Genomic DNA, 18,643 nt, shown 5'->3' with positions numbered 1-18,643 from the left:
AACACAGCCCCTTCTCTTTCGTGTCCAGCCGCACTGCCCCCACGCCCCATCCCTTCTCCGGGGCGCCGCCGCGTGGGTCTTGCCACAGCCCCGCTGCGCGTACCCGAACGCGCTCTCCCGGCCATACCTCAGCGCGCCTGCTCATCGCTCTTGCACACGCGAAGCGCTCTCGCAGCGTCACCCGTCCGCAGGCGCCGACCCTCGTCGCTTCCGACGGACTGGAGGGCCGTCGGCTGGCCGTCCTCGATCCCACTGGGCTGAAACGCTGCGGGCGGCCATCGACGGCCCCGCCGGCCAGGGCCGTCGGCCCCACTGGACTGGAAGGGCCCCGGATGGCCAACGTCCGTTCTTGCGGCCTGAACGGACACAGGGCGGTCTATGCCGGTTTCGCTCGGCTGACAGGCGCCGGGCGGTCGCTGTTGGTTGCGCCGGGCTCCAAGGCCACTGGTTGGCCGTCGACGGTTCCGCTGGTCTGAAAGGCCGCTGGGGGGCCACCGTCGTTCCTAGTGTCTGGACGGGCGTCGAGCGGTTCTCGTCGGTCCCAGCGGGCCGGACGACCGCCGGCTGATCGTCATCGATCCCGCTGGGCTCAAGCGCTACCGGGTGGTCGTCGATGGTCTCGCTGGGCTGGACGGCCGGGCGGTCGTCCCCGCGCTGAACGGCGGCCGGGTGCTCGCCGCCCATCGTTGCGGACTGAACGGGCGCCGGGCGGGCGTTGTCGGTTGCGGTGTGCTGGACGGGCGTCGGGCGGGCGTTGCCGGTTCCGCTCGGCGGGGCGGGCGTTGAGTGGTCCTGGTCGGTTCCTGCGGGCTGGACGGGCGTCGGATGGGCGTTGTCGGTTGCGGTGTGCTGGGCGTGTGCCGGGGCGGGGCGCAGAGAGCGGACGGCGAGGGCCGCGCAGGCGCATGCGAGCGGCAGTTCCAGCCCGGCGGCCAACGCCACGGCCAGGGCGCGATCTGCGCCGGGGGCGGAGGTCAGGACGTCGAACCACGCGTCCATGGCCAGGAGGGCGCCGGTGGCGGCGGCGGGCAGGCCGTGCCGGGGGTCGCGCCGCGCCAGCAGTACGCCGGTGCCGAGGAGCCCGGCGCCGATCAGCGCGTCCAGCCCGATCCAGGCCATCGGCCAGTTCGACACCTGGGTGGTGGACGGCAGAGTGCGGGCGAGGACGAACATCCACGGCACCATCACCGCGCCGCCGGCGGCGAGGCCCAGGCCGATCCAGCGCTCCCACGGGCCGAGCGTCCCGCGACGGGACGAGGCGGCACGGGAGGCGGTCCGCCGGAGCCGGGGCCGAGGACGGGGAAGGGGCCGGGGGCGGCGGCCGGGGACGGGGAACGGGACGGTGTTCGCGACCATGACTGGACTCCCTGGTGATCTCGCACCGCTGACCGGGTGCAAGATCAAGCCTGACCGCGGACGGGCTCACGATCAGTAGCGCGCATATCCGACCGGGGGTGGTACCAGGTTCACCTTCGTCCCGGATGCTCGTTTCATGGCGATGCCCCAACTGGGGCAATACGGTTGCGTCCATGGCATCCATCTCTCCGGCCCGGCGTGCCCTGGCGCACGCTCCGTGGTCGCCGGCGGCGTGGCGCGACACCACGTTCGTCGCCTCGGGGGTGCCGCTGCAGTTCGCCGGCTGGGTCGTCCTGTGCTCGGTCTGGCCGTTCTGGGCGCCGGTGAACCTGACGCAGATCCTCCTGGTGCTGGCCGCGTCGTGCGCGCTGACGCTGCTTGCGCTGCGGCCGCTGACGCGCTGGCAGCGGGAACGCTGCTGGGCGATGCTGGGGCTGCACATCCCGCCCATGCCGGGCTTCGACGAGGAGCGCGCATGGAGAGTGCTGCGCGGGCTCCGCAGGCCGGAGGTGTGGCGAGTGCTGCGGTACCACCTGGTCGTCGGGCCGATGCTGGCGTTCGGGGGGCTGGCCGCGATCGCCGCGTGGGCCGGCGGGGCGATCCTCGCGTCCTCCGGCGCGTACACCTGGGCGCTGCCCGGAACGAGCCCGCTGAGCTCGGTGGACAAGGCGCACGCCGTCCGCGTCGGGATCCTGTCGGTCGTCGGGGTCCTGCTGCTGATCGCGGCGCCGTGGGTCGCCGCCGGGGTCCGGAGCCTGGACGCGCGGGCGGCGGCCGCGCTGCTCGGGCCCGACCGGGCCGCCGAGCTGGAGCGCCAGGTCGAGGACCTGGCCGAGAAGCGCGCCAGCGTCGTGGACGCCGCCGACCTCGAACGCCGCCGCATCGAGCGCGACCTGCACGACGGCGCGCAGCAGCGGCTCGTCTCGCTCGCGCTGAACCTCGGACTGGCCCGCGAGACCCTCACCGGCGTGCCCGACGACGCCATGCGGGTGATCGTCGAGGCGCACGAGGAGGCCAAGGAGGCGCTGACCGAACTGCGCAACCTGATCCGCGGGCTGCACCCGGCGGTGCTGGAGGACCTGGGGCTGGACGCCGCGCTGTCCGGCGTCGCGGCACGGGTGCCGCTGGAGGTCCGGCTGCGCGTCCAGGTGGAGCCGCGGGCCTCGTCCACCGTGGAGGCGGTCGCGTACTTCGTCGTGTCCGAGGCGCTCACCAACGTCGTCAAGCACGCCAAGGCGACCGCGGTGGACGTCGCGGTGATCCGGGAGGGCGAGCGGCTGCGCGTGACCGTCGCCGACGACGGCGTGGGCGGCGCGGACCCGGCCGGGGGGACGGGCCTGACCGGGCTCGGGCGCCGGGTCAGGTCGGTGGACGGCACCTTCCGGATCACCAGCCCCGCCGGGGGGCCGACGACCATCACCGTGGAGTTGCCGTGCGCATTGTGATCGCCGAGGACTCGGTCCTGCTGCGAGCCGGGCTGATCAAGCTGCTGGAGACCTCCGGTTTCGAGGTGGCGGCGGCGGTCGGCGAGGCGGAGGGCCTGCTGGCGGCCGTGCGCGAGCACCGCCCGGACGCCGCGATCGTCGACGTGCGGATGCCGCCGGGCTTCACCGACGAGGGCGTGCGCGCCGCGCTGGTGATGCGGCGGGAGGCGCCGGAGGTCGCCGTCCTGCTGCTGTCGGCGTACGTCGAGGAGCGGTACGCGGCGGACCTGCTGTCGATCAGCACCAGCGGCATCGGGTACCTGCTGAAGGACCGGGTCGCGGACGTGTCGGTGTTCCTCGACGCGCTGCGCCGGGTGGCCGCCGGCGGCACCGCGCTGGACCCGGAGGTCGTCTCGCAGCTGCTCCTGCGCCGTCATCGCGACCCCCTCGACCGGCTGACTCCGCGCGAGAAGGAGGTCCTGGCGCTGATGGCGGAGGGCCGTTCGAACGCGGGGATCGCCGCCGCCCTCGTGGTGAGCGAGAGCGCCGTCGCCAAGCACATCAACAACATCTTCGCCAAGCTCGACCTCCCGCACGCCGAGGGCGACCACCGCCGCGTGCTGGCCGTGCTGCGCTTTCTGGACGGGGAGACATGACCGCCACCGGGACCGGCGCCGCCGCGCCGGACGCCGACTCGCCCCACGCGGGCCCGCCGCACGCCGCCGGGGACCGGCCGCGGCGCCGCGGCGTGTGGATCTTCCTCGCGGCCGCCACCGCCGCCGTCGTGGTCGTTCCCATCTGCCTGGCGATGGGCGGGCGGGCGATGCGGCGGAGCGCGGAGTACGTCACCCCGTACCATCACGCGATCAAGGAGCTCCGAGTCGAGGCCGGGAGCGCCGAGGTGTCGATCGGGACGGGCCCGGCGGGCCGGGCGCGCGTCTTCAAGCGGCTGAGGTGGGTGCTGCGGAAGCCGGTCGTGACGGAGTCGCTCCATGGCGACGTGCTGTCCATCGCCACGTGGTGTCCCGGCGACGTCGCGCTCTACGGCGGCTGGGAATGCGGCGTCGACCTCGACGTTCAGGTTCCGGCCGGCGTGCGCGTCTCGGCGGCGTCGGGCTCGGGGGAGATCACCGTGCGCGGCGTGAACGGCGACATGGACCTGCGCACCGGGTCGGGTGAGATCAGCGTGGTCGGCTCGCGGGGCGCGCTGCGGGCGCGGGCCGGTTCGGGGACGATCCGCGGCACCCGGCTGGCCTCGGCCGACACGGAGGCGATGGTGGGCTCGGGGGAAGTCGACCTGCGCTACGCCGAGCCGCCGCGGACCGTGGACCTGTCGGCCCATGCGGGCTCGGTGAAGGTCATCGTGCCGGTGGGCTCGCATTACCGGGTCCAGGGCTGGACCGGCTCGGGTGATACGCATCTCAACCGGGCGCTCGTCGACGACAGGTCGGACCGGTCGATCTCGATCCGCAGCGGCTCGGGCTCGTCGTATCTCGACTACTACGACGACTGACCCGGTTCCCGCGACGCCGCAGGATGAGCGCCTCTCCGGGCGTCCGGCGGACGGCGGACGGGTGCGCGGCGGCGGCCCGCCGCGCCCGGGTCCCCGGCCTGCCGTGAGCGCGTTGCGGGCCGCTGACCGGCGCGTTCGCGGCCCTGGCGCGATTTGCGTCATTTGTCGTTGGTTGGTTGACTGCCGGCATGAGCCTCGTACGCCCGTGCCGTGAGCGCGGCCCGCTGAACGCGCGGGCCATGCGGCGTACGTGCTGCCGGCGAATGTGTGACCGCTGAGGGCCCCCGCCTGAGCCTCGCGCCCCGAAGCGAGCGAACTCCGAGACCCGAGTCGCGCATGAACTTCCAACGCCATCTGCTGAGCCACGCCCCGTATCCCCCCGGTCGGACCTGACCGGCCGCGCGCCCGATCGAGCGCGAGGCCGCCTCCACCGGACCCGGCCTGCAGGGCCGGACCCGCTGAGGACATCGTCGGGCGGCCGTCCCGGACGTGGAAGTGAAACCGCGTTCTGTGGATAACCGCCGGCGCCGGCCGTCCGATCCCCGCCGGGCCCGGCTCCCGCACGACCGGACGCCGCGGCACCTGATCAGGTGCGTACCAGAGCTGCCCCGTCCACCCCCGCACCGCCCCCGACCAGGGGCGGCGCCCGTCCGCACGGATGATTCTCTGTGATTCAGATCGAAAAACTCAGGAAGGTGCACCGCGCCCGCGGGCGCGAGGTGACCGCCGTCGACGGCGTCGACCTGACCGTCCGCGAAGGCGAGGTCTTCGGCGTGCTCGGCCCGAGCGGCGCCGGCAAGAGCACCCTGCTGCGCTGCGTCAACCTGCTGGACCGCCCGGACGGGGGCCGCGTCGTGATCGGCGGGCGCGACCTGCTCGCGCTGCGGGGCGCCGAGCTGCGCCGCGCCCGGCAGGGCATCGGCATGATCCACCAGCACTTCGGCCTGCTCGGCAGCCGCACGGTGGCCGGCAACGTCGCGTTCCCGCTGGAGGTCATGGGCGTCCCCCGGCGCGAGCGCGCCGAGCGGGTCGCCGAGCTGCTCGACCTGGTCGGCCTCACCGGGCACGCGAAGGCCTACCCGGCGCAGATCTCCGGCGGGCAGAAGCAGCGCGTCGGCATCGCGCGGGCCCTCGCCGGGCGCCCGAAGGTGCTGCTGTCCGACGAGGCGACCTCCGCGCTCGACCCGGAGACCACCGCGTCGATCCTGGAGTTGCTGCGCGACCTGAACCGCCGCCTCGGCCTCACCGTCCTGCTGATCACGCACGAGATGGACGTCGTCAAGCGCATCTGCGACTCGGCCGCGGTGATGCGCGAGGGCCGGTTCACCGAGTCCGGGCCGGTGACCGAGCTGCTGGCGCGTCCCGGGTCCGAGCTGGCGCGCGGGCTGTTCCCGCTGCCGCCCGCCGAACCGCGCGACGGCACGACGCTCGTCGAGGTCACTTTCGTGGGCGGCGCGACGGACCAGCCGTTCGTTTCGGCGCTGGCCCGCAAGTACGCGCTGGACGTCAACATCCTCGGCGGCGCCGTCGAGACGGTCGGCGGCGAGCGGGTCGGCCGGCTGCAGCTCGAGCTGCCGGGCGACCCGTCGGTGAACGCCGCGCAACTGGCGTTCCTGCGCGAGTCCGGCCTCGCCGTCGAGGTACGGACGCGCACCACCACCACTGCGGCGCCGCCCGCAGGCCCGCAGGCGCCCGCCGGTCCGCCCGCGCCCGCCGCCCCGACCACCACCGCGCCCGCCGAGGAGGACGCCCGATGAGCTGGGACGAGGTCATGCCGCTGCTGTGGCCGGCCACCCGGGAGACCCTCTACATGACCGGGGTCGCGACGCTGTTCACCGCCGTTCTCGGGCTGCTGTTCGGCGTGCTGCTGGTGGTCACCGAGCGGGGCGGGCTGCTGCCCGCCCCGCCGGTCAACAGGGTCCTCGGCGTGGTCGTGAACATCGGCCGGTCGCTGCCGTTCCTGATCCTGATGGTGGCGATCATCCCGTTCACCCGGATCGTCGTCGGCACGAGCATCGGCAACGCCGCCGCGATCGTCCCGCTGACCGTCGGCGCCATCCCGTTCTACGCCCGGCTCGTCGAGATCGCACTGCGCGAGGTCGACCCCGGCGTGGTCGCCGCGGCGGACGCCATGGGCGCGACCCGCCGCGAGATCGTCGGCAAGGTGCTGCTGCGCGAGGCCCGGCCGGGCCTGGTGTCCGGGCTGACCGTGACCGTGATCGCGCTGATCGGCTACACCGCCATGGCCGGCACGGTCGGCGGCGGCGGGCTCGGCAACCTCGCCGTCACCTACGGCTACGAGCGCTTCGAGACGAAGGTCATGGTCGCGACCGTGCTGCTGCTCGTCGTCCTCGTCCTGATCATCCAGGCGGTCGGGGACCTCGTCGCCCGCCGCCTCTCCCACAAGTGACACCGCTCTCACCGCACAGAAAGGCACTCTTCGTGCTTCGCAAGTTCACCATCGCGCTCGCCTCCGTCGGCCTGGTCGCGGGCCTCGCGGCCTGCGGCTCCTCGGGCGCGTCCGACGATCCGGACGCCCCGCTGAAGGTCGCGGTCAACCCCGTCCCGCACGGCGACATTCTGAAGTACGTCAAGGACAACCTGGCGGCCAAGGCCGGGCTGAAGCTGGACATCGTGACCTTCGACGACTACCAGCAGCCCAACACCGCGCTGAAGGAGAAGCAGGTCACCGCCAACTACTTCCAGCACGTGCCCTTCATGGAGGAGTACGAGAAGAAGGCCGGGACCAAGCTGACGTTCGTCGCGCCCGTGCACCTGGAGCCGCTCGGCCTGTACTCCAGCAAGGTGAAGAGCCTGCAGGCGATCCCGCAGAACGCGACCGTGGCGGTGCCGAACGACCCGGCGAACGAGGGGCGCTCGCTGAAGCTGCTCGCCGACAACGGTCTGCTGACGCTGAAGGCGGGCGCGCCCACGAGCGCCACGGAGAAGGACGTCGCGAGCAACCCCAAGCACCTGAAGTTCAAGCCGCTGAAGGCCGCGCAGCTGCCGCGCTCGCTCGACGACGTGGACGCCGCGGTCATCAACGGCAACTACGCGCTGGAGGCGAACCTGTCGCCGGTCAAGGACGCCCTCGTCGCGGAGAAGCCGGAGGGCAACCCCTACGCCAACGGCATCGTCACGCTGCCGGAGAACGCGAACGACCCGCGCGTGAAGAAGCTCGTCCAGCTTCTGCGGGGCCCCGAGGTGCGCAAGTACGTGCAGGACAAGTACAAGGGCTCGGTGCTGATGGCGTCCTGAGCGGCTCCGGAGCGCCCGGGGGGCGGCGGTGCGCCGGAATCGCCGCGGTTTGTCCGTCGGTCCTGATAGGACATGGTGCCGACGATCTTCCGAAAGGGACCCATGGGCGTTCATCAGCATCTAGAGGAGTACGCCGGACTTCCGGTGGCCACCTTCGACTGCGAGACGGGGGTGGAGGACGAGGACGACGAGGACGGCGCGACCGGCGGGCAGGAGACCGACGAGGCTCTCCCGCCCGCCGGCGAGGCCGCCTGGTACGTCGGGACGATGTTCGACGAGGAGCCGTTCTCCGACACGTTCGCGCGGTTCCTGGAGGCGGTCGACACCACCGAGGTGACGGCCCTCATCGTCGGCTACTGGGGCGCGTCCTACGACGAGAGTAAGTCCGACCCGGTGGCGCTGCTGACCGAGAACGCCGCGGCCTTCCCGAGGCTGACGTCGCTCTTCCTCGGCGACATCACCGGTGAGGAGTCGGAGATCTCCTGGATCGAGCACGGCGACATCTCGCCGCTGTTCGCCGCGTTCCCGGAGCTGGAGCGCTTCGAGATCCGCGGCGCGCAGGGCCTCTCCCTGTCCCCGATCAAGAGCACGCACCTGCGCGTGCTGCGGTTCGAGTCGGGCGGCCTCCCGGCGCGGGTCGTCCAGGCCGTGGGGGCGAGCGAGCTGCCGAACCTGGAGCACCTCGACCTGTGGCTGGGGGAGGACGACTACGGCGGTGACGCGACCGTCGCGGACCTGGCGCCGCTGCTGTCGGGCGAGCGGCTGCCCGCCCTGCGGCACCTCGGCCTGGAGGACAGCCAGATCCAGGACGAGATCGCCGCGGCGGTTGCGGGCGCGCCCGTCGTGGCGCGGCTGGAGTCCCTGAGCCTGGCGATGGGCATCCTCACCGACCAGGGCGCGGAGGCGCTGCTTTCGGGGCAGCCCCTCACCCACCTGCGCAAGCTGGACCTGCACCACCACTTCCTGTCCGACGCCATGGTCGAGCGGGTCAAGGCCGCGTTCCCCGGGGTCAAGGTCGACCTGAGCGAGCAGGAGAAGCCGGACGGCGAGTGGCGCTACATCGCGGTGTCGGAGTGAACGTTCGCTCAGCGGTGGGCCGATGAGGTTCGTCGTGGTCGGGACGCCGGGCGACCGGCGTCCCGCGCTGTTCGCGCAGGCATGCCGGTCCTGCGGACTGCCCGAGCCGCGGCTCATCGCCTGGACGGACGTGCTGCGCGGCGCCGACGTCGTCCTCGCTCCGGGCGACGTACTGCGCATCGACTCCCCCGGGGAGGACCCGGCGGCGGACGCGCTCTTGCGCGGCCCCGGCGACCCGTCCCGTGTGGGTGGGGGCGCGCGCTGGTACTCGACCTTCGTTGCGGCGCTCGACCGTCTCCAGGACGCCGCCGCGCGCGCGGGCGCACGGCTTCTCGGCGACGTCGAGGAGATCGCGGTCATGTTCGACAAACGGCGGTCGCACGCGCGGATGGCGGAGGACGGCGTGCCGGTTCCACAGGCTCTCCCACCGGTGCGCTCCTACGAGGAGCTGCGCGCGCACATGGACGAGCTGGGGGAGCGGAGGGTCTTCGTCAAGCCGGCGCACGGTTCGTCGGCGGCGGGTGTGGTCGCCTTGCAGACGGCACCGGGCGGTCGCGTAAGGGCCGACACCTCGACCGCCATGAGCGGGGGCGGCCTGTTCAACTCGTTGCGGGTGCGCGCGTACGAGACGGAGAAGGATGTCGCGGCGCTCATCGACGCGCTCGCGCCCGACGGGCTGCATGTCGAGCGGTGGCTGCCCAAGGCGTCGCTCGGCGGGCGCGTGTTCGATCTGAGGGTCGTCGTCATCGGAGGCACGCCTACGCATGTCGTCGCACGGACCAGCCGCAACCCCATGACCAACCTGCATCTCGGTGGAACGAGGGGCGATGCGGTGGCGGTCCGGCGCGCGCTCGGGCCGGACGGATGGCGGCGGGCGCTCGACGTGTGCGCGCGGGCGGCCGCCTGCTTCCCGCGAAGTCCGATGGTGGGAGTGGACCTGCTCGTACTCCGGGGCATGAGGCGCTTCGCCGTGTGCGAGGTCAACGCCTTCGGCGATCTGATCCCCGGGCTCACGGGTCTGACCGGCGGCCCGGCCGAGGGACTGGACACCTACACTGCCCAGGTCAGAGCCGCTTTGCCGGAGATCGCCCCCGTATGTACGACATGAACGAGGTCATCGGCAGCCACGACGTGCTGCTGGTGACGCTCGACACGCTGCGCTACGACGTGGCAGCCGAACTGGCGGCCGCCGGCGAGACGCCCACCCTGGCCTCGTTGCTGCCCGGCGGCCGCTGGGAGCGCCGCCACACACCCGGCAGCTTCACCTACGCCGCCCACACCGCGATGCTGGCCGGATTCCTGCCCACGCCCGCGTCCCCGGGCCCCCACCCGCGGCTGTTCGCGGGGGCGTTCCCGGGCAGCGAGACGACCGGCACCGGAACATGGACGTTCGACGCCGCCGACCTGCCCACCGGGCTCGCGTCCGCCGGTTACCACACGGTGTGCGTCGGCGGCGTCGGTTTCTTCAACAAGCGCACACCGCTCGGCTCCGCGCTGCCGTCGCTCTTCGCCGAGAGCCATTGGGAACCCGGGTTCGGAGTGACGGATCCGGCCTCGCTGCCCAACCAGCTCGACCGGATCGCCGACGTCATGGCGAGGCTGCCTGCCGATCGTCGTCTGTTCCTGCTCTTGAACGTCGCGTCCTTGCACCAGCCCAACTGGTTCTACCTGGACGGCGGTACGCGCGCGCACGGGGACACCCGCGCCAGTCACGCCTCCGCCCTCCGCCATGTCGACGCTCATATAGGGCGCTTGTTCGACCTGATGCGCCGTCCGTGTTTCGTCATCGTCTGCTCCGACCACGGAACGGCGTACGGGGAGGACGGCCACACCGGTCACCGCATCGGCCACGAAGTCGTGTGGACCGTTCCGTACGGGGAGTTCGTTCTATCGTGACCACCACCGGGCCGTACCAGGCGTACGTATACGCCTACCCGCACAAGACCGCCTACCGCCCGCTGACGCCGCAACCCGCACTGCGAAAGGTGTGGGCGGGGGAACCGCTGGATGCGCTCTTCCTCTACATGCATGTGCCGTTCTGCGAGATGCGGTGCGGCTTCTGCAACCTCTTCACGCGGACGGGAGCCCCCGAAGAGCTGACCGGCGCCTACCTGGACGCCCTCGACCGTCAAGCGACCGCCGTACTGGAAGCGCTGGGGGGCGGTGCGTCGTTCGCCACCGCGGCCTTCGGCGGCGGAACGCCCACCTACTTCACCGCGGCGGAACTGGAACGGCTCTGCGGCATCGCCGGCAGGTTCCCCGGATTCGGCGAGATCCCGCTCGGCGTGGAGACGTCCCCGGCGACCGCGACCACCGACCGGCTGACCGTCCTCGCCGAACGCGGCACCACCCGGGTGTCCATCGGGGTGCAGAGCTTCATCGACGAGGAGGCCCGCGCCGCAGTCCGCCCGCAGAAGCGCGCGGAGGTCGAGGCGGCTCTCGACCGGATCCGCGCCGTGGGCTTCCCGACGCTCAACATCGACCTCATCTACGGCATCGACGGGCAGACGCCCGCCACATGGCTCCATTCCTTGAACGCCGCACTGGAATGGCGTCCCGAGGAGCTCTACCTCTACCCGCTCTATGTCCGCCCCCTGACCGGACTGGGGCGCCGCGCGCAGGACTGGGACGACCAGCGCCTCGCCCTTTACCGGCTCGGCCGTGACCATCTCCTGGGCGAAGGCTATGAGCAGGTCTCGATGCGCATGTTCCGGTTGCCGAACGGCGCGACCGGCGGCACCGAATACTGCTGCCAGACCGACGGGATGGTCGGCCTGGGATCAGGAGCGCGCTCGTACACAGCCGGCATGCACTACTCGTTCGAGTACGCGGTCGAGCAGCGGCACGTCCGTTCCATCATCGACGGCTACGTCCGTGAAGACGACTTCACCACCGCGCGCGTCGGATTCGAACTGGACGAGGGGGAGCGGCGCCGCCGCCATCTCCTCCAGTCGCTCCTTCAGGCCGGCGGGCTCGACCGGGACTCCTACAAGGCCCGCTTCGGCACCGACCCGTGCGCCGACTTCGCCGCGGAACTGGCGCCGTTCGACGACCTCGGCTGGCTGGAGACCACGGAGACGGTCCTGAGACTCACGCCCGAGGGGCTCGCCCATTCCGACGCGATCGGGCCAGGGCTCTTCTCCCGGCGCGTCACGGAACTGATGGCCTCCTATGAGGCGCGCTGATGCGGCACCTCACGATCCTCTATCGGGGCCCGCTCGCCAGCTGTGATTACGACTGCCCCTACTGCCCGTTCGCCAAGCGGCGCGATACGCCGGAACAGCTGCGTGCGGACCGTGCGGCCCTCGAACGCTTCACCGCGTGGGTGGCCGGGCAGGAGCACCGCGTGTCCGTCCTCTTCACGCCGTGGGGGGAGGGGCTCGTCAGGTCCTGGTACCGGCGGGCGCTGACGGAACTGAGCCACCTGCCGCACGTCGAGCGGGTCGCGATCCAGACGAACCTCAGCCACCGCGTGTCGTGGACGTCCGAGGCGGACTTGTCCAAGCTCGCCCTCTGGGCGACGTACCACCCCGGCCAGGTCTCCTACGACCGCTTCCTGGACAAGTGCCGAGAGCTGACCGACCGCGGCGTCCGCCACAGCGTCGGAATCGTCGGGGAGCCCGGCCACCTGGAGGCGGCGCGCCGCCTCCGCGCCGAACTTCCGCCCGGCACCTACCTCTGGGTCAACGCGGCCGAGGGGCGCGCCTACAGCGACGAGGAGGCCGCCGCGTGGACGGCGCTCGATCCGCTGTTCCCGGTCAGCCGGCACCCGCACGCCAGCCGCGGGCTCGCCTGCCGTACGGGTGAGACCGTCGTGTCGGTCGACGGCGAGGGGACGGTCCGCCGCTGCCACTTCGTGCCGGCCGTCCTGGGCAACCTCTACGACGGCTCGTTCCGCGACGCCCTCGTCCCGCGCCCTTGCCCGCTGGACACGTGCGACTGTCACATCGGTTACGTCCACCTCAAGCCGCTCGGTCTCTACGACACCTTCGCCGGCGGCGTCCTCGAACGCATCCCCGCCCTGCTCGGCGATATGTAGCCGCGAGGTGACCCACCCCTGCGACCTGCCCCGGCGCTGTCCGATCGCGGACGGGACGGGCGTTCGCGGACGCCTTGCAAATCTCCGTCCGTGCCGCCACTCTGTGGATGGTCCCGCATGGTCACTAAACGGAGCTGAATGACTGCGAACAGTGAACGACTCAGGCGGTGGTCGAGCCGCGCGGACGGTCATGACATGGGGAGCGGTTCCCGTGCACGACCGCCCTGGAGGGCGCATGCTGGCGATAGCAGGCGACCGTTAGGCGATGCCGTGGACTACTTCGAACGCCCCCACTTCCTCCTCGCGCTGAAGCCGGCGGACACGTCGGTGCGCACGGCGCGCGACGTCGTCCGCGCCGCGCTGGAGGGCTGGGACCGCCCGGACGCCACGGGCGACGTCGAACTCATCACCAGTGAACTCGTCACCAACGCGATCCGTCACGCCAGCACCGTCACCCTGGTGCTGTACCTGCCGGACGACAAGACGGCCATGGTGGAGGTGTGGGACGACAACCCCGAGGGACCCGTCGAGCCCGCGCACGACCTGCAGGCCGAAAGCGGCCGAGGGCTCTTCCTCGTCGGCGCCCTGTCCCGCTCCTGGGGCTGGCGGCCCACCGGTGAGGGCAAGGTGACCTGGGCCCAGGCCGCGACAACGTGATCGCTCGACGGACCGGGCGGGCGGGAGCGGGCGGGCGCCCCTTGGTGACAGGGGAAGTGCTACCAAGGGGCTCCCGCCACGAGGACGGACGGCGCGGGCCCGCCGGAGGCCGTCCAGAGGTCAGGTCTGCTTCTGCGGGCGGTAGTCGGCCTCGTCGACGCCGAACGTCCACGCGACCCCCGCGCGCGCGGTGCGCGTGGACGGCGGGACCCGCAGGTAGTAGGTGCGGTGCGTGCCGTCCGGTTCGGGCGTGGAGTTGACCACCTCGACCATGACGACGGGCTCGTCCCCGGGCAGGTCGATGGACCACAGCACGCCGGTCTCGTCCTGGTGCAGGGGCCGCGCGCCCGTCTCCGCCAGGTACCGGTCGTAGCCGAAGATCTCCAGCATCACCCGGCGCAGCTCCGCGTTCTCCTCGGCGGAGATGCGGTCGGCCGTGAGGCCGGTGAGGGAGGCCACGAAATCCGGCGGGATCGGCATGCCCCGCCAGGCGTGCAGCGAGAAGCCGTCGGGGTAGGCGAGGGCCGGGCCGTCTCCGCGGTGCAGCCGCCCCGGTTCGTCGCGGTGCAGCTCGCAGGGGCGCTCCGACATGATGGCCAGCCGTTCGTAGGGCCACCACCAGCCGGACGAGCGGGCCGCCTCCGCCAGGCCCGCCAAAGGCCCGTCCAACCGGCCCACCGACTCGAACAGCGCCAGCCACGGCGCGTCGTGCTGGCCGAGGACGGCGTCGAGCGTCGCGGCGCGCAGGATGCTCTCGGCCGCGTTCTCCTCTGGTGTCGGCATCGGGTCGCCCGCCCTGGCCGACCGGCTCCGCGCCTGCTCGCCGATGGCGCCCCGCACCCGGGTGACCAGCGACTGGACCTGGTTCCAGAGGAGCCCGCCGGTCTCGGCCCACGTCCGCGGCCACTGCTCCGGCCCCTGTTCGGAGCAGGCCGCCGTCCGCTCGGCCTCCCATGGACGGGTCCGCACGTCCGCCAGGACGCTCGCCCCCGCGGTGCCTTCGCCGAGGTCGGCGCGGGCCCGGTCGCACAGGTCGTCCAGCCCGGCCTTGCGCAACGCCGCCTCATGGCCGCCCAGTACGGCGGCCGCGACGGCCCCGCGCGCGGGGGAGGGCACCCACACGAACCGTTCGGGAGCGGCCAGGCCGGCGTCCGCGTAGGCGGCGGCCACGCCCGCCTCCGCTCGCGCCCGGTCGGCCGGATCGGCGCGGAAGGCGTCCGCCTGCCAGTCGCCGACCACGTAGTGCGGCTCGCGCCGCGTCTCGGTGACCATCGAAGCCGCCCCTCAGTCCGCCACGACCCGGACGGAGCCCGGCACGTACTCGCGTTGCCGGATCACCTTGTACCAGCCCTTGGGCAGGGTTATCGCCGCGTGCTCCTCGTGCACGAGCCGGCCGCCGGACGGCAGGTGCAGGTGGTCGGGCGCGAGCGGGTCGGGGACCCGCAGCAGCGAACCGGGCGCCGTGAGCGCGTGCGCGTGGCCGGTGGCCTCGCCCAGCGCCAGCACCATGCGCCCCCGGCCGTCCCTCGGGGACGGGGGCAGGTCCCGCACGGATTGCGGAACCTCCGCCTCCGGCACGGGCAGGATCAGGATGTCTCCCTGTCGGTACATGCCGCGAAGGTAACGTCCGCCACCGACAGTTTCGGGGGTCGGGAAGGCCGTGCTGTCAGAAGCCCCGCGTCCGGCGCGCCGCCGGACGCGTCCAGCGTCCCCCCGCGGTGAGCCCGACGTGCTGGAACGCGCGCACGAGTTCGCCACCGAGGTTGACGCCGGCGCCGAGCGCGAGGGCCACGGACAGGGCGCCGATGAGGCTCAGCACTCCGGACTGCGGGGAACCGGTGTTCAGCTCGACCATGCCGCGGTAGAGCGCCGTCCCCGGCAGCAGGGGCCCGATGGCCGGCACGACGTACGGCATCACGGGCGCGCCGTGGCGACGGGCCAGCCAGTTCGCCAGCACGCCCACGACGATCGCCGCCATCGCCGAGGCCAAGACAGGCGGAACGTTCCATCCCCGGAGCAGCACGTAGATCGTCCAGATCAGCGCGCCGCCGAGGGCGGACGCCAGGAGCACGTCCCGCGGCGCCGCCAGCGACACCGCGAACGTCACCGACACGGCGGCGGCCGCCATCAGCTGGACGGGCTTCAGCGTCACTGGGGCCGTGGGCAGGTGGCTCACGTCGATCGGCACGTTCACGTTCACCGCGACGTACACCACCGCGCCGAGACCCGCGACGATGGCCGCGATCATGAAGAAGACCTCCAGCCCGCGCGCGGCCGCGCTGACGAGGTCGCCGGTGATGCCGTCCTGGATGCTGGCCACGAGGGGCCGCCCGGGCAGCAGGGCGAGGATCGCGCCGGTGACGATGGTCGAGGCGTGCTGCGGGTTGCCCGCCGCGACCACGATGGCCGCGGCGGCGGCGCCGATGGCGGCGGCCACCGTCAGCTGGAAGAACTCCGCGATGCCGCGGCGGGCGAGGGCGGCGGCCGTCCGGTCGCCCAGCAGGGTGGCGACGAACGCCGTTCCCGCGACCAGGAAACCGCCGCCCGACAGGACACTGGCCGAGGCGGCGATCAGCCCCAGCGACGCCACGATGAGCCACGGCGGGTACGGGCCCCGCCCCCGCTTCATCTCCGCGAGCAGCTTGTGGGCCTCGTCCAGTTCCAGCATCCCGATGGACGCCTCCTGGACGAGGGCGTGCAGTTTGGTGAGGCGCCAGTAGGCGGGCGTGCGGCGCCGGATGGCCCGCGATCCCGTCACCGGAGGCGCGCCCTTACCGGGGTGGGACGACACCAGGATGCTGGTGAGCGTCACCTGGACCTCGCAGCGGGGGAGCTCGTAGGCGACCGCGAGGCCCAGCATGGCCTCGTTCACGCGCTCGGTGGTCTCGCCGCTGGCCAGGAGGAGCTCGCCGACGCGAAGGACGAGATCCACCGCGCGCGGGTCGACGACCTCGCTCGGCTCGTCCTCGAGGGGTTCCGGCGGTGACCCGTCCCACAGGACATGCCACGTCCGCCGCAAGCGTTCCGCCGCGCCCATCCCCCGCAGGTGTCCTTCCGCCATGAAACCGATCTTCAAGGCAGGCTACCCATGGCACCACCGACCGTCACCGCCGGGTCGGCGCACGGTTATCCACAGAACGAGGTTCTGGTGCGAGTGCTCGGCCGCCGCTGGTACCAAAGGGGGCATGAGCACTCCCGACGGACTCCGCGACGACGCCGAGCGGTGCCTGCGCGCCCTCGCCGGCGAGCACGCCAGGCTCCGCGACGACCAGTGGACGGCCATCCGCACCCTCGTCGTCGACCGGCGCCGCGCCCTCGTCGTGCAGCGCACCGGGTGGGGCAAGTCCGCCGTCTACTTCGTGGCGACGCGGCTGCTGCGCGAGCGCGGCGCCGGCCCCACCGTGATCGTCTCACCGCTGCTGGCGCTGATGCGCAACCAGATCGAGGCCGCCGACCGGGCCGGCATCCACGCCCGCACGATCAACTCCGCCAACACCGAGGACTGGCAGCGGATCTTCGCCGAGGTCGAGGCCGGCGAGGTCGACGTCCTGCTGGTCAGCCCCGAACGGCTCAACAACCCCGACTTCCGCGACCTGGTCCTGCCGCGGCTCGCCGCCGGCGCCGGGCTCGTCGTGGTCGACGAGGCGCACTGCATCTCCGACTGGGGGCACGACTTCCGTCCCGACTACCGCCGGCTGCGCACCCTGCTCGCCGAGCTCCCGCCGGGCATCCCCGTCCTCGCCACCACCGCCACCGCCAACGCCCGCGTCACCCAGGACGTCGCCGAGCAGCTCGCCGGCGACGACGCCCTCGTGCTGCGGGGGCCGCTGGAGCGCGACTCGCTCCGCCTCGCGGTCGTCTCCGTGCCCACCGCCGAGCAGCGCATCGCGTGGCTCGGCGAGCACCTGGCGTCGCTGCCGGGATCGGGCATCATCTACACCCTCACCATCGCCGCCGCCCACGAGATCACCGGCTACCTCCGCGACCGGGGCCACGAGGTCGCGGTCTACACCGGCCAGACCGAGCCGGCCGAGCGGCTCCAGGCCGAACAGGACCTCCAGGGCAACCGGCTGAAGGCCCTCGTCGCCACCAGCGCCCTCGGGATGGGCTTCGACAAGCCCGACCTCGGCTTCATCGTGCACGTCGGCGCGCCGCAGTCCCCGGTCGCCTACTACCAGCAGATCGGGCGCGCCGGGCGCGGCGTCGACCGCGCCGAGGTGATCCTGCTGCCCGGCCGCGAGGACCGCGAGATCTGGGCCTACTTCGCCAGCCTCGCGTTCCCGCCGGAACCCGTGGTCCGCGCCACCCTCGACGTCCTCGACGCCGCCGACCGCCCCCTGTCGACCGGCGCGCTGGAACCGCGGGTCGACCTGAGCCGCAACCGCCTGGAGATGATGCTGAAGGTCCTCGACGTCGACGGCGCGGTCCGCCGCGTCAAGGGCGGCTGGACGTCCACCGGTCTCCCGTGGGCCTACGACCGTGAGCGCTATGAGCGCGTCACGGCGGAACGCCGCCGCGAGCAGCAGGCGATGCTCGACTACATCACGACGGGCGCCTGCCGCGAGGAGTTCCTCCGCCGGCAGCTGGACGACCCCGCCGCGGCGCCGTGCGGGCGCTGCGACAACTGCACCGGCGAGCACTGGCCCGCCGATGTCACCGACGAGGGGACCACCCGTGCCCGCGACCGCCTGCACCGGCCCGGCGTCGACATCGCCCCGCGCCGCATGTGGCCCACCGGCGTCAAGGACGACCTCGGCGTCTCCGGCCGCATCAGACCGGATCTGCAGGCGGAGACGGGACGCGCCCTCGGCCGCCTCACCGACATCGGCTGGGGCAACCGGCTCCGCGAGCTGTTCGCCGCCGGCGACACCGACGTCCCCGCCGACATGGTGGACGCCGTCGTCAAGGTCCTCGCCGCGTGGGACTGGGCCGCCCGCCCCGCCGGCGTCGTCACGATCGGCTCGCGCTCCCGGCCCCGCCTCGTCGGCACCTTCGGCCGGCGCATCGCGGAGATCGGCCGCCTGCCCTACCTGGGCGACCTGGTCCCCGTGGGCGAGCCCGTCCCGCGCCGGCACAACAGCGCCCAGCGCCTCCGCTCGGTCTGGAACTCGCTGGCGCTGCCCGAGCCCGTCGCCGTCGCCGCGAAGGAGGCGGCCGGCCCCCTGCTCCTGATCGACGACCGGATCGAGACCGGATGGACCATGACCGTCGCCACCCGCCTGCTGAGAGAAGCGGGCGCCCAGGCGATCCTCCCGCTCACCCTGGCCACCCCCAACTGACCCGCCCTCCGGGCAGAGAGCCATGGCGGGCGCCGCCCGC

Annotated in this window: 17 protein-coding genes; 13 read left to right on the top strand and 4 right to left on the bottom strand. The window is 72.7% G+C overall.

Going from position 1 to position 18,643, the window contains the following annotated elements:
- Positions 1 to 177 precede the first annotated feature (177 nt).
- Positions 178 to 1,356, bottom strand: coding sequence for a hypothetical protein (locus J4557_RS12800; protein ID WP_208266711.1), 1,179 nt, complete (start codon positions 1,354 to 1,356; stop codon positions 178 to 180).
- A 173-nt stretch (positions 1,357 to 1,529) separates the two neighbouring features.
- Between J4557_RS12800 and J4557_RS12795 the strand changes: the two genes are divergently transcribed.
- The 12 genes from J4557_RS12795 (at position 1,530) to J4557_RS12740 (ending at position 13,324) form a co-directional block, all read left to right on the top strand.
- Positions 1,530 to 2,801, top strand: a complete 1,272-nt coding sequence (locus J4557_RS12795; protein ID WP_208266710.1) for a sensor histidine kinase — start codon at positions 1,530 to 1,532, stop codon at positions 2,799 to 2,801.
- Positions 2,789 to 3,436: a response regulator gene (locus tag J4557_RS12790; protein WP_208266709.1), complete on the top strand. Its 648-nt coding sequence runs from the start codon at positions 2,789 to 2,791 to the stop codon at positions 3,434 to 3,436. Before J4557_RS12795 ends, J4557_RS12790 begins: the two co-directional genes overlap by 13 nt.
- A complete protein-coding gene (locus J4557_RS12785; RefSeq protein WP_208266708.1) occupies positions 3,433 to 4,293 on the top strand; it encodes a DUF4097 family beta strand repeat-containing protein in 861 nt (286 codons plus the stop codon). The genes J4557_RS12790 and J4557_RS12785 overlap by 4 nt, the downstream gene beginning before the upstream one ends.
- Positions 4,294 to 4,961: 668 nt before the next feature.
- The gene (locus J4557_RS12780; RefSeq protein WP_208266707.1) at positions 4,962 to 6,050 is read left to right on the top strand and encodes a methionine ABC transporter ATP-binding protein; all 1,089 of its coding nucleotides are present in this window, start codon (positions 4,962 to 4,964) and stop codon (positions 6,048 to 6,050) included.
- The gene (locus J4557_RS12775; protein WP_208266706.1) at positions 6,047 to 6,703 is read left to right on the top strand and encodes a methionine ABC transporter permease; all 657 of its coding nucleotides are present in this window, start codon (positions 6,047 to 6,049) and stop codon (positions 6,701 to 6,703) included. Before J4557_RS12780 ends, J4557_RS12775 begins: the two co-directional genes overlap by 4 nt.
- 32 nt (positions 6,704 to 6,735) lie before the next feature.
- The gene (locus J4557_RS12770) at positions 6,736 to 7,551 is read left to right on the top strand and encodes a MetQ/NlpA family ABC transporter substrate-binding protein (protein WP_208266705.1); all 816 of its coding nucleotides are present in this window, start codon (positions 6,736 to 6,738) and stop codon (positions 7,549 to 7,551) included.
- A gap of 102 nt (positions 7,552 to 7,653) precedes the next feature.
- Positions 7,654 to 8,628, top strand: a complete 975-nt coding sequence (locus J4557_RS12765; protein WP_208266704.1) for an STM4015 family protein — start codon at positions 7,654 to 7,656, stop codon at positions 8,626 to 8,628.
- A gap of 22 nt (positions 8,629 to 8,650) precedes the next feature.
- A complete protein-coding gene (locus J4557_RS12760) occupies positions 8,651 to 9,736 on the top strand; it encodes an STM4014 family protein (protein ID WP_208266703.1) in 1,086 nt (361 codons plus the stop codon).
- Positions 9,724 to 10,524 (top strand): STM4013/SEN3800 family hydrolase, encoded by an 801-nt coding sequence (locus tag J4557_RS12755; protein WP_208266702.1) that lies wholly within the window; start codon positions 9,724 to 9,726, stop codon positions 10,522 to 10,524. Before J4557_RS12760 ends, J4557_RS12755 begins: the two co-directional genes overlap by 13 nt.
- Complete coding sequence (locus tag J4557_RS12750; protein ID WP_307799716.1) at positions 10,521 to 11,813, top strand: STM4012 family radical SAM protein; 1,293 nt, start codon at positions 10,521 to 10,523, stop codon at positions 11,811 to 11,813. Before J4557_RS12755 ends, J4557_RS12750 begins: the two co-directional genes overlap by 4 nt.
- The gene (locus J4557_RS12745) at positions 11,813 to 12,667 is read left to right on the top strand and encodes an STM4011 family radical SAM protein (RefSeq protein ID WP_208266700.1); all 855 of its coding nucleotides are present in this window, start codon (positions 11,813 to 11,815) and stop codon (positions 12,665 to 12,667) included. The genes J4557_RS12750 and J4557_RS12745 overlap by 1 nt, the downstream gene beginning before the upstream one ends.
- Positions 12,668 to 12,937: 270 nt before the next feature.
- Positions 12,938 to 13,324: an ATP-binding protein gene (locus tag J4557_RS12740; protein ID WP_208266699.1), complete on the top strand. Its 387-nt coding sequence runs from the start codon at positions 12,938 to 12,940 to the stop codon at positions 13,322 to 13,324.
- A 120-nt stretch (positions 13,325 to 13,444) separates the two neighbouring features.
- On the opposite strand, the gene J4557_RS12735 is transcribed toward J4557_RS12740, so the two are convergent.
- The 3 genes from J4557_RS12735 to J4557_RS12725 are packed head-to-tail and all read right to left on the bottom strand — an operon-like array spanning position 13,445 to position 16,385.
- Positions 13,445 to 14,596, bottom strand: a complete 1,152-nt coding sequence (locus tag J4557_RS12735) for a DUF6745 domain-containing protein (RefSeq protein ID WP_208266698.1) — start codon at positions 14,594 to 14,596, stop codon at positions 13,445 to 13,447.
- A gap of 12 nt (positions 14,597 to 14,608) precedes the next feature.
- Positions 14,609 to 14,935, bottom strand: coding sequence for a DUF8820 family protein (locus J4557_RS12730; RefSeq protein ID WP_208266697.1), 327 nt, complete (start codon positions 14,933 to 14,935; stop codon positions 14,609 to 14,611).
- Between the two features lie 55 nt (positions 14,936 to 14,990).
- On the bottom strand, positions 14,991 to 16,385 hold the full coding sequence (locus J4557_RS12725; protein ID WP_243775648.1) for a threonine/serine exporter family protein: 1,395 nt from the start codon (positions 16,383 to 16,385) through the stop codon (positions 14,991 to 14,993).
- 124 nt (positions 16,386 to 16,509) lie between these two features.
- Here J4557_RS12725 and J4557_RS12720 point away from each other — a divergent pair, with 124 nt between their 5' ends.
- The gene (locus J4557_RS12720; protein WP_208266696.1) at positions 16,510 to 18,603 is read left to right on the top strand and encodes a RecQ family ATP-dependent DNA helicase; all 2,094 of its coding nucleotides are present in this window, start codon (positions 16,510 to 16,512) and stop codon (positions 18,601 to 18,603) included.
- Positions 18,604 to 18,643: the final 40 nt, after the last annotated feature.

Source organism: Actinomadura nitritigenes (assembly GCF_017573545.1).
Lineage (GTDB): Bacteria > Actinomycetota > Actinomycetes > Streptosporangiales > Streptosporangiaceae > Spirillospora > Spirillospora nitritigenes.
The sequence above is the reverse complement of the archived record's forward strand: the minus strand, read 5'-3'. Positions and strand labels throughout refer to the sequence as shown.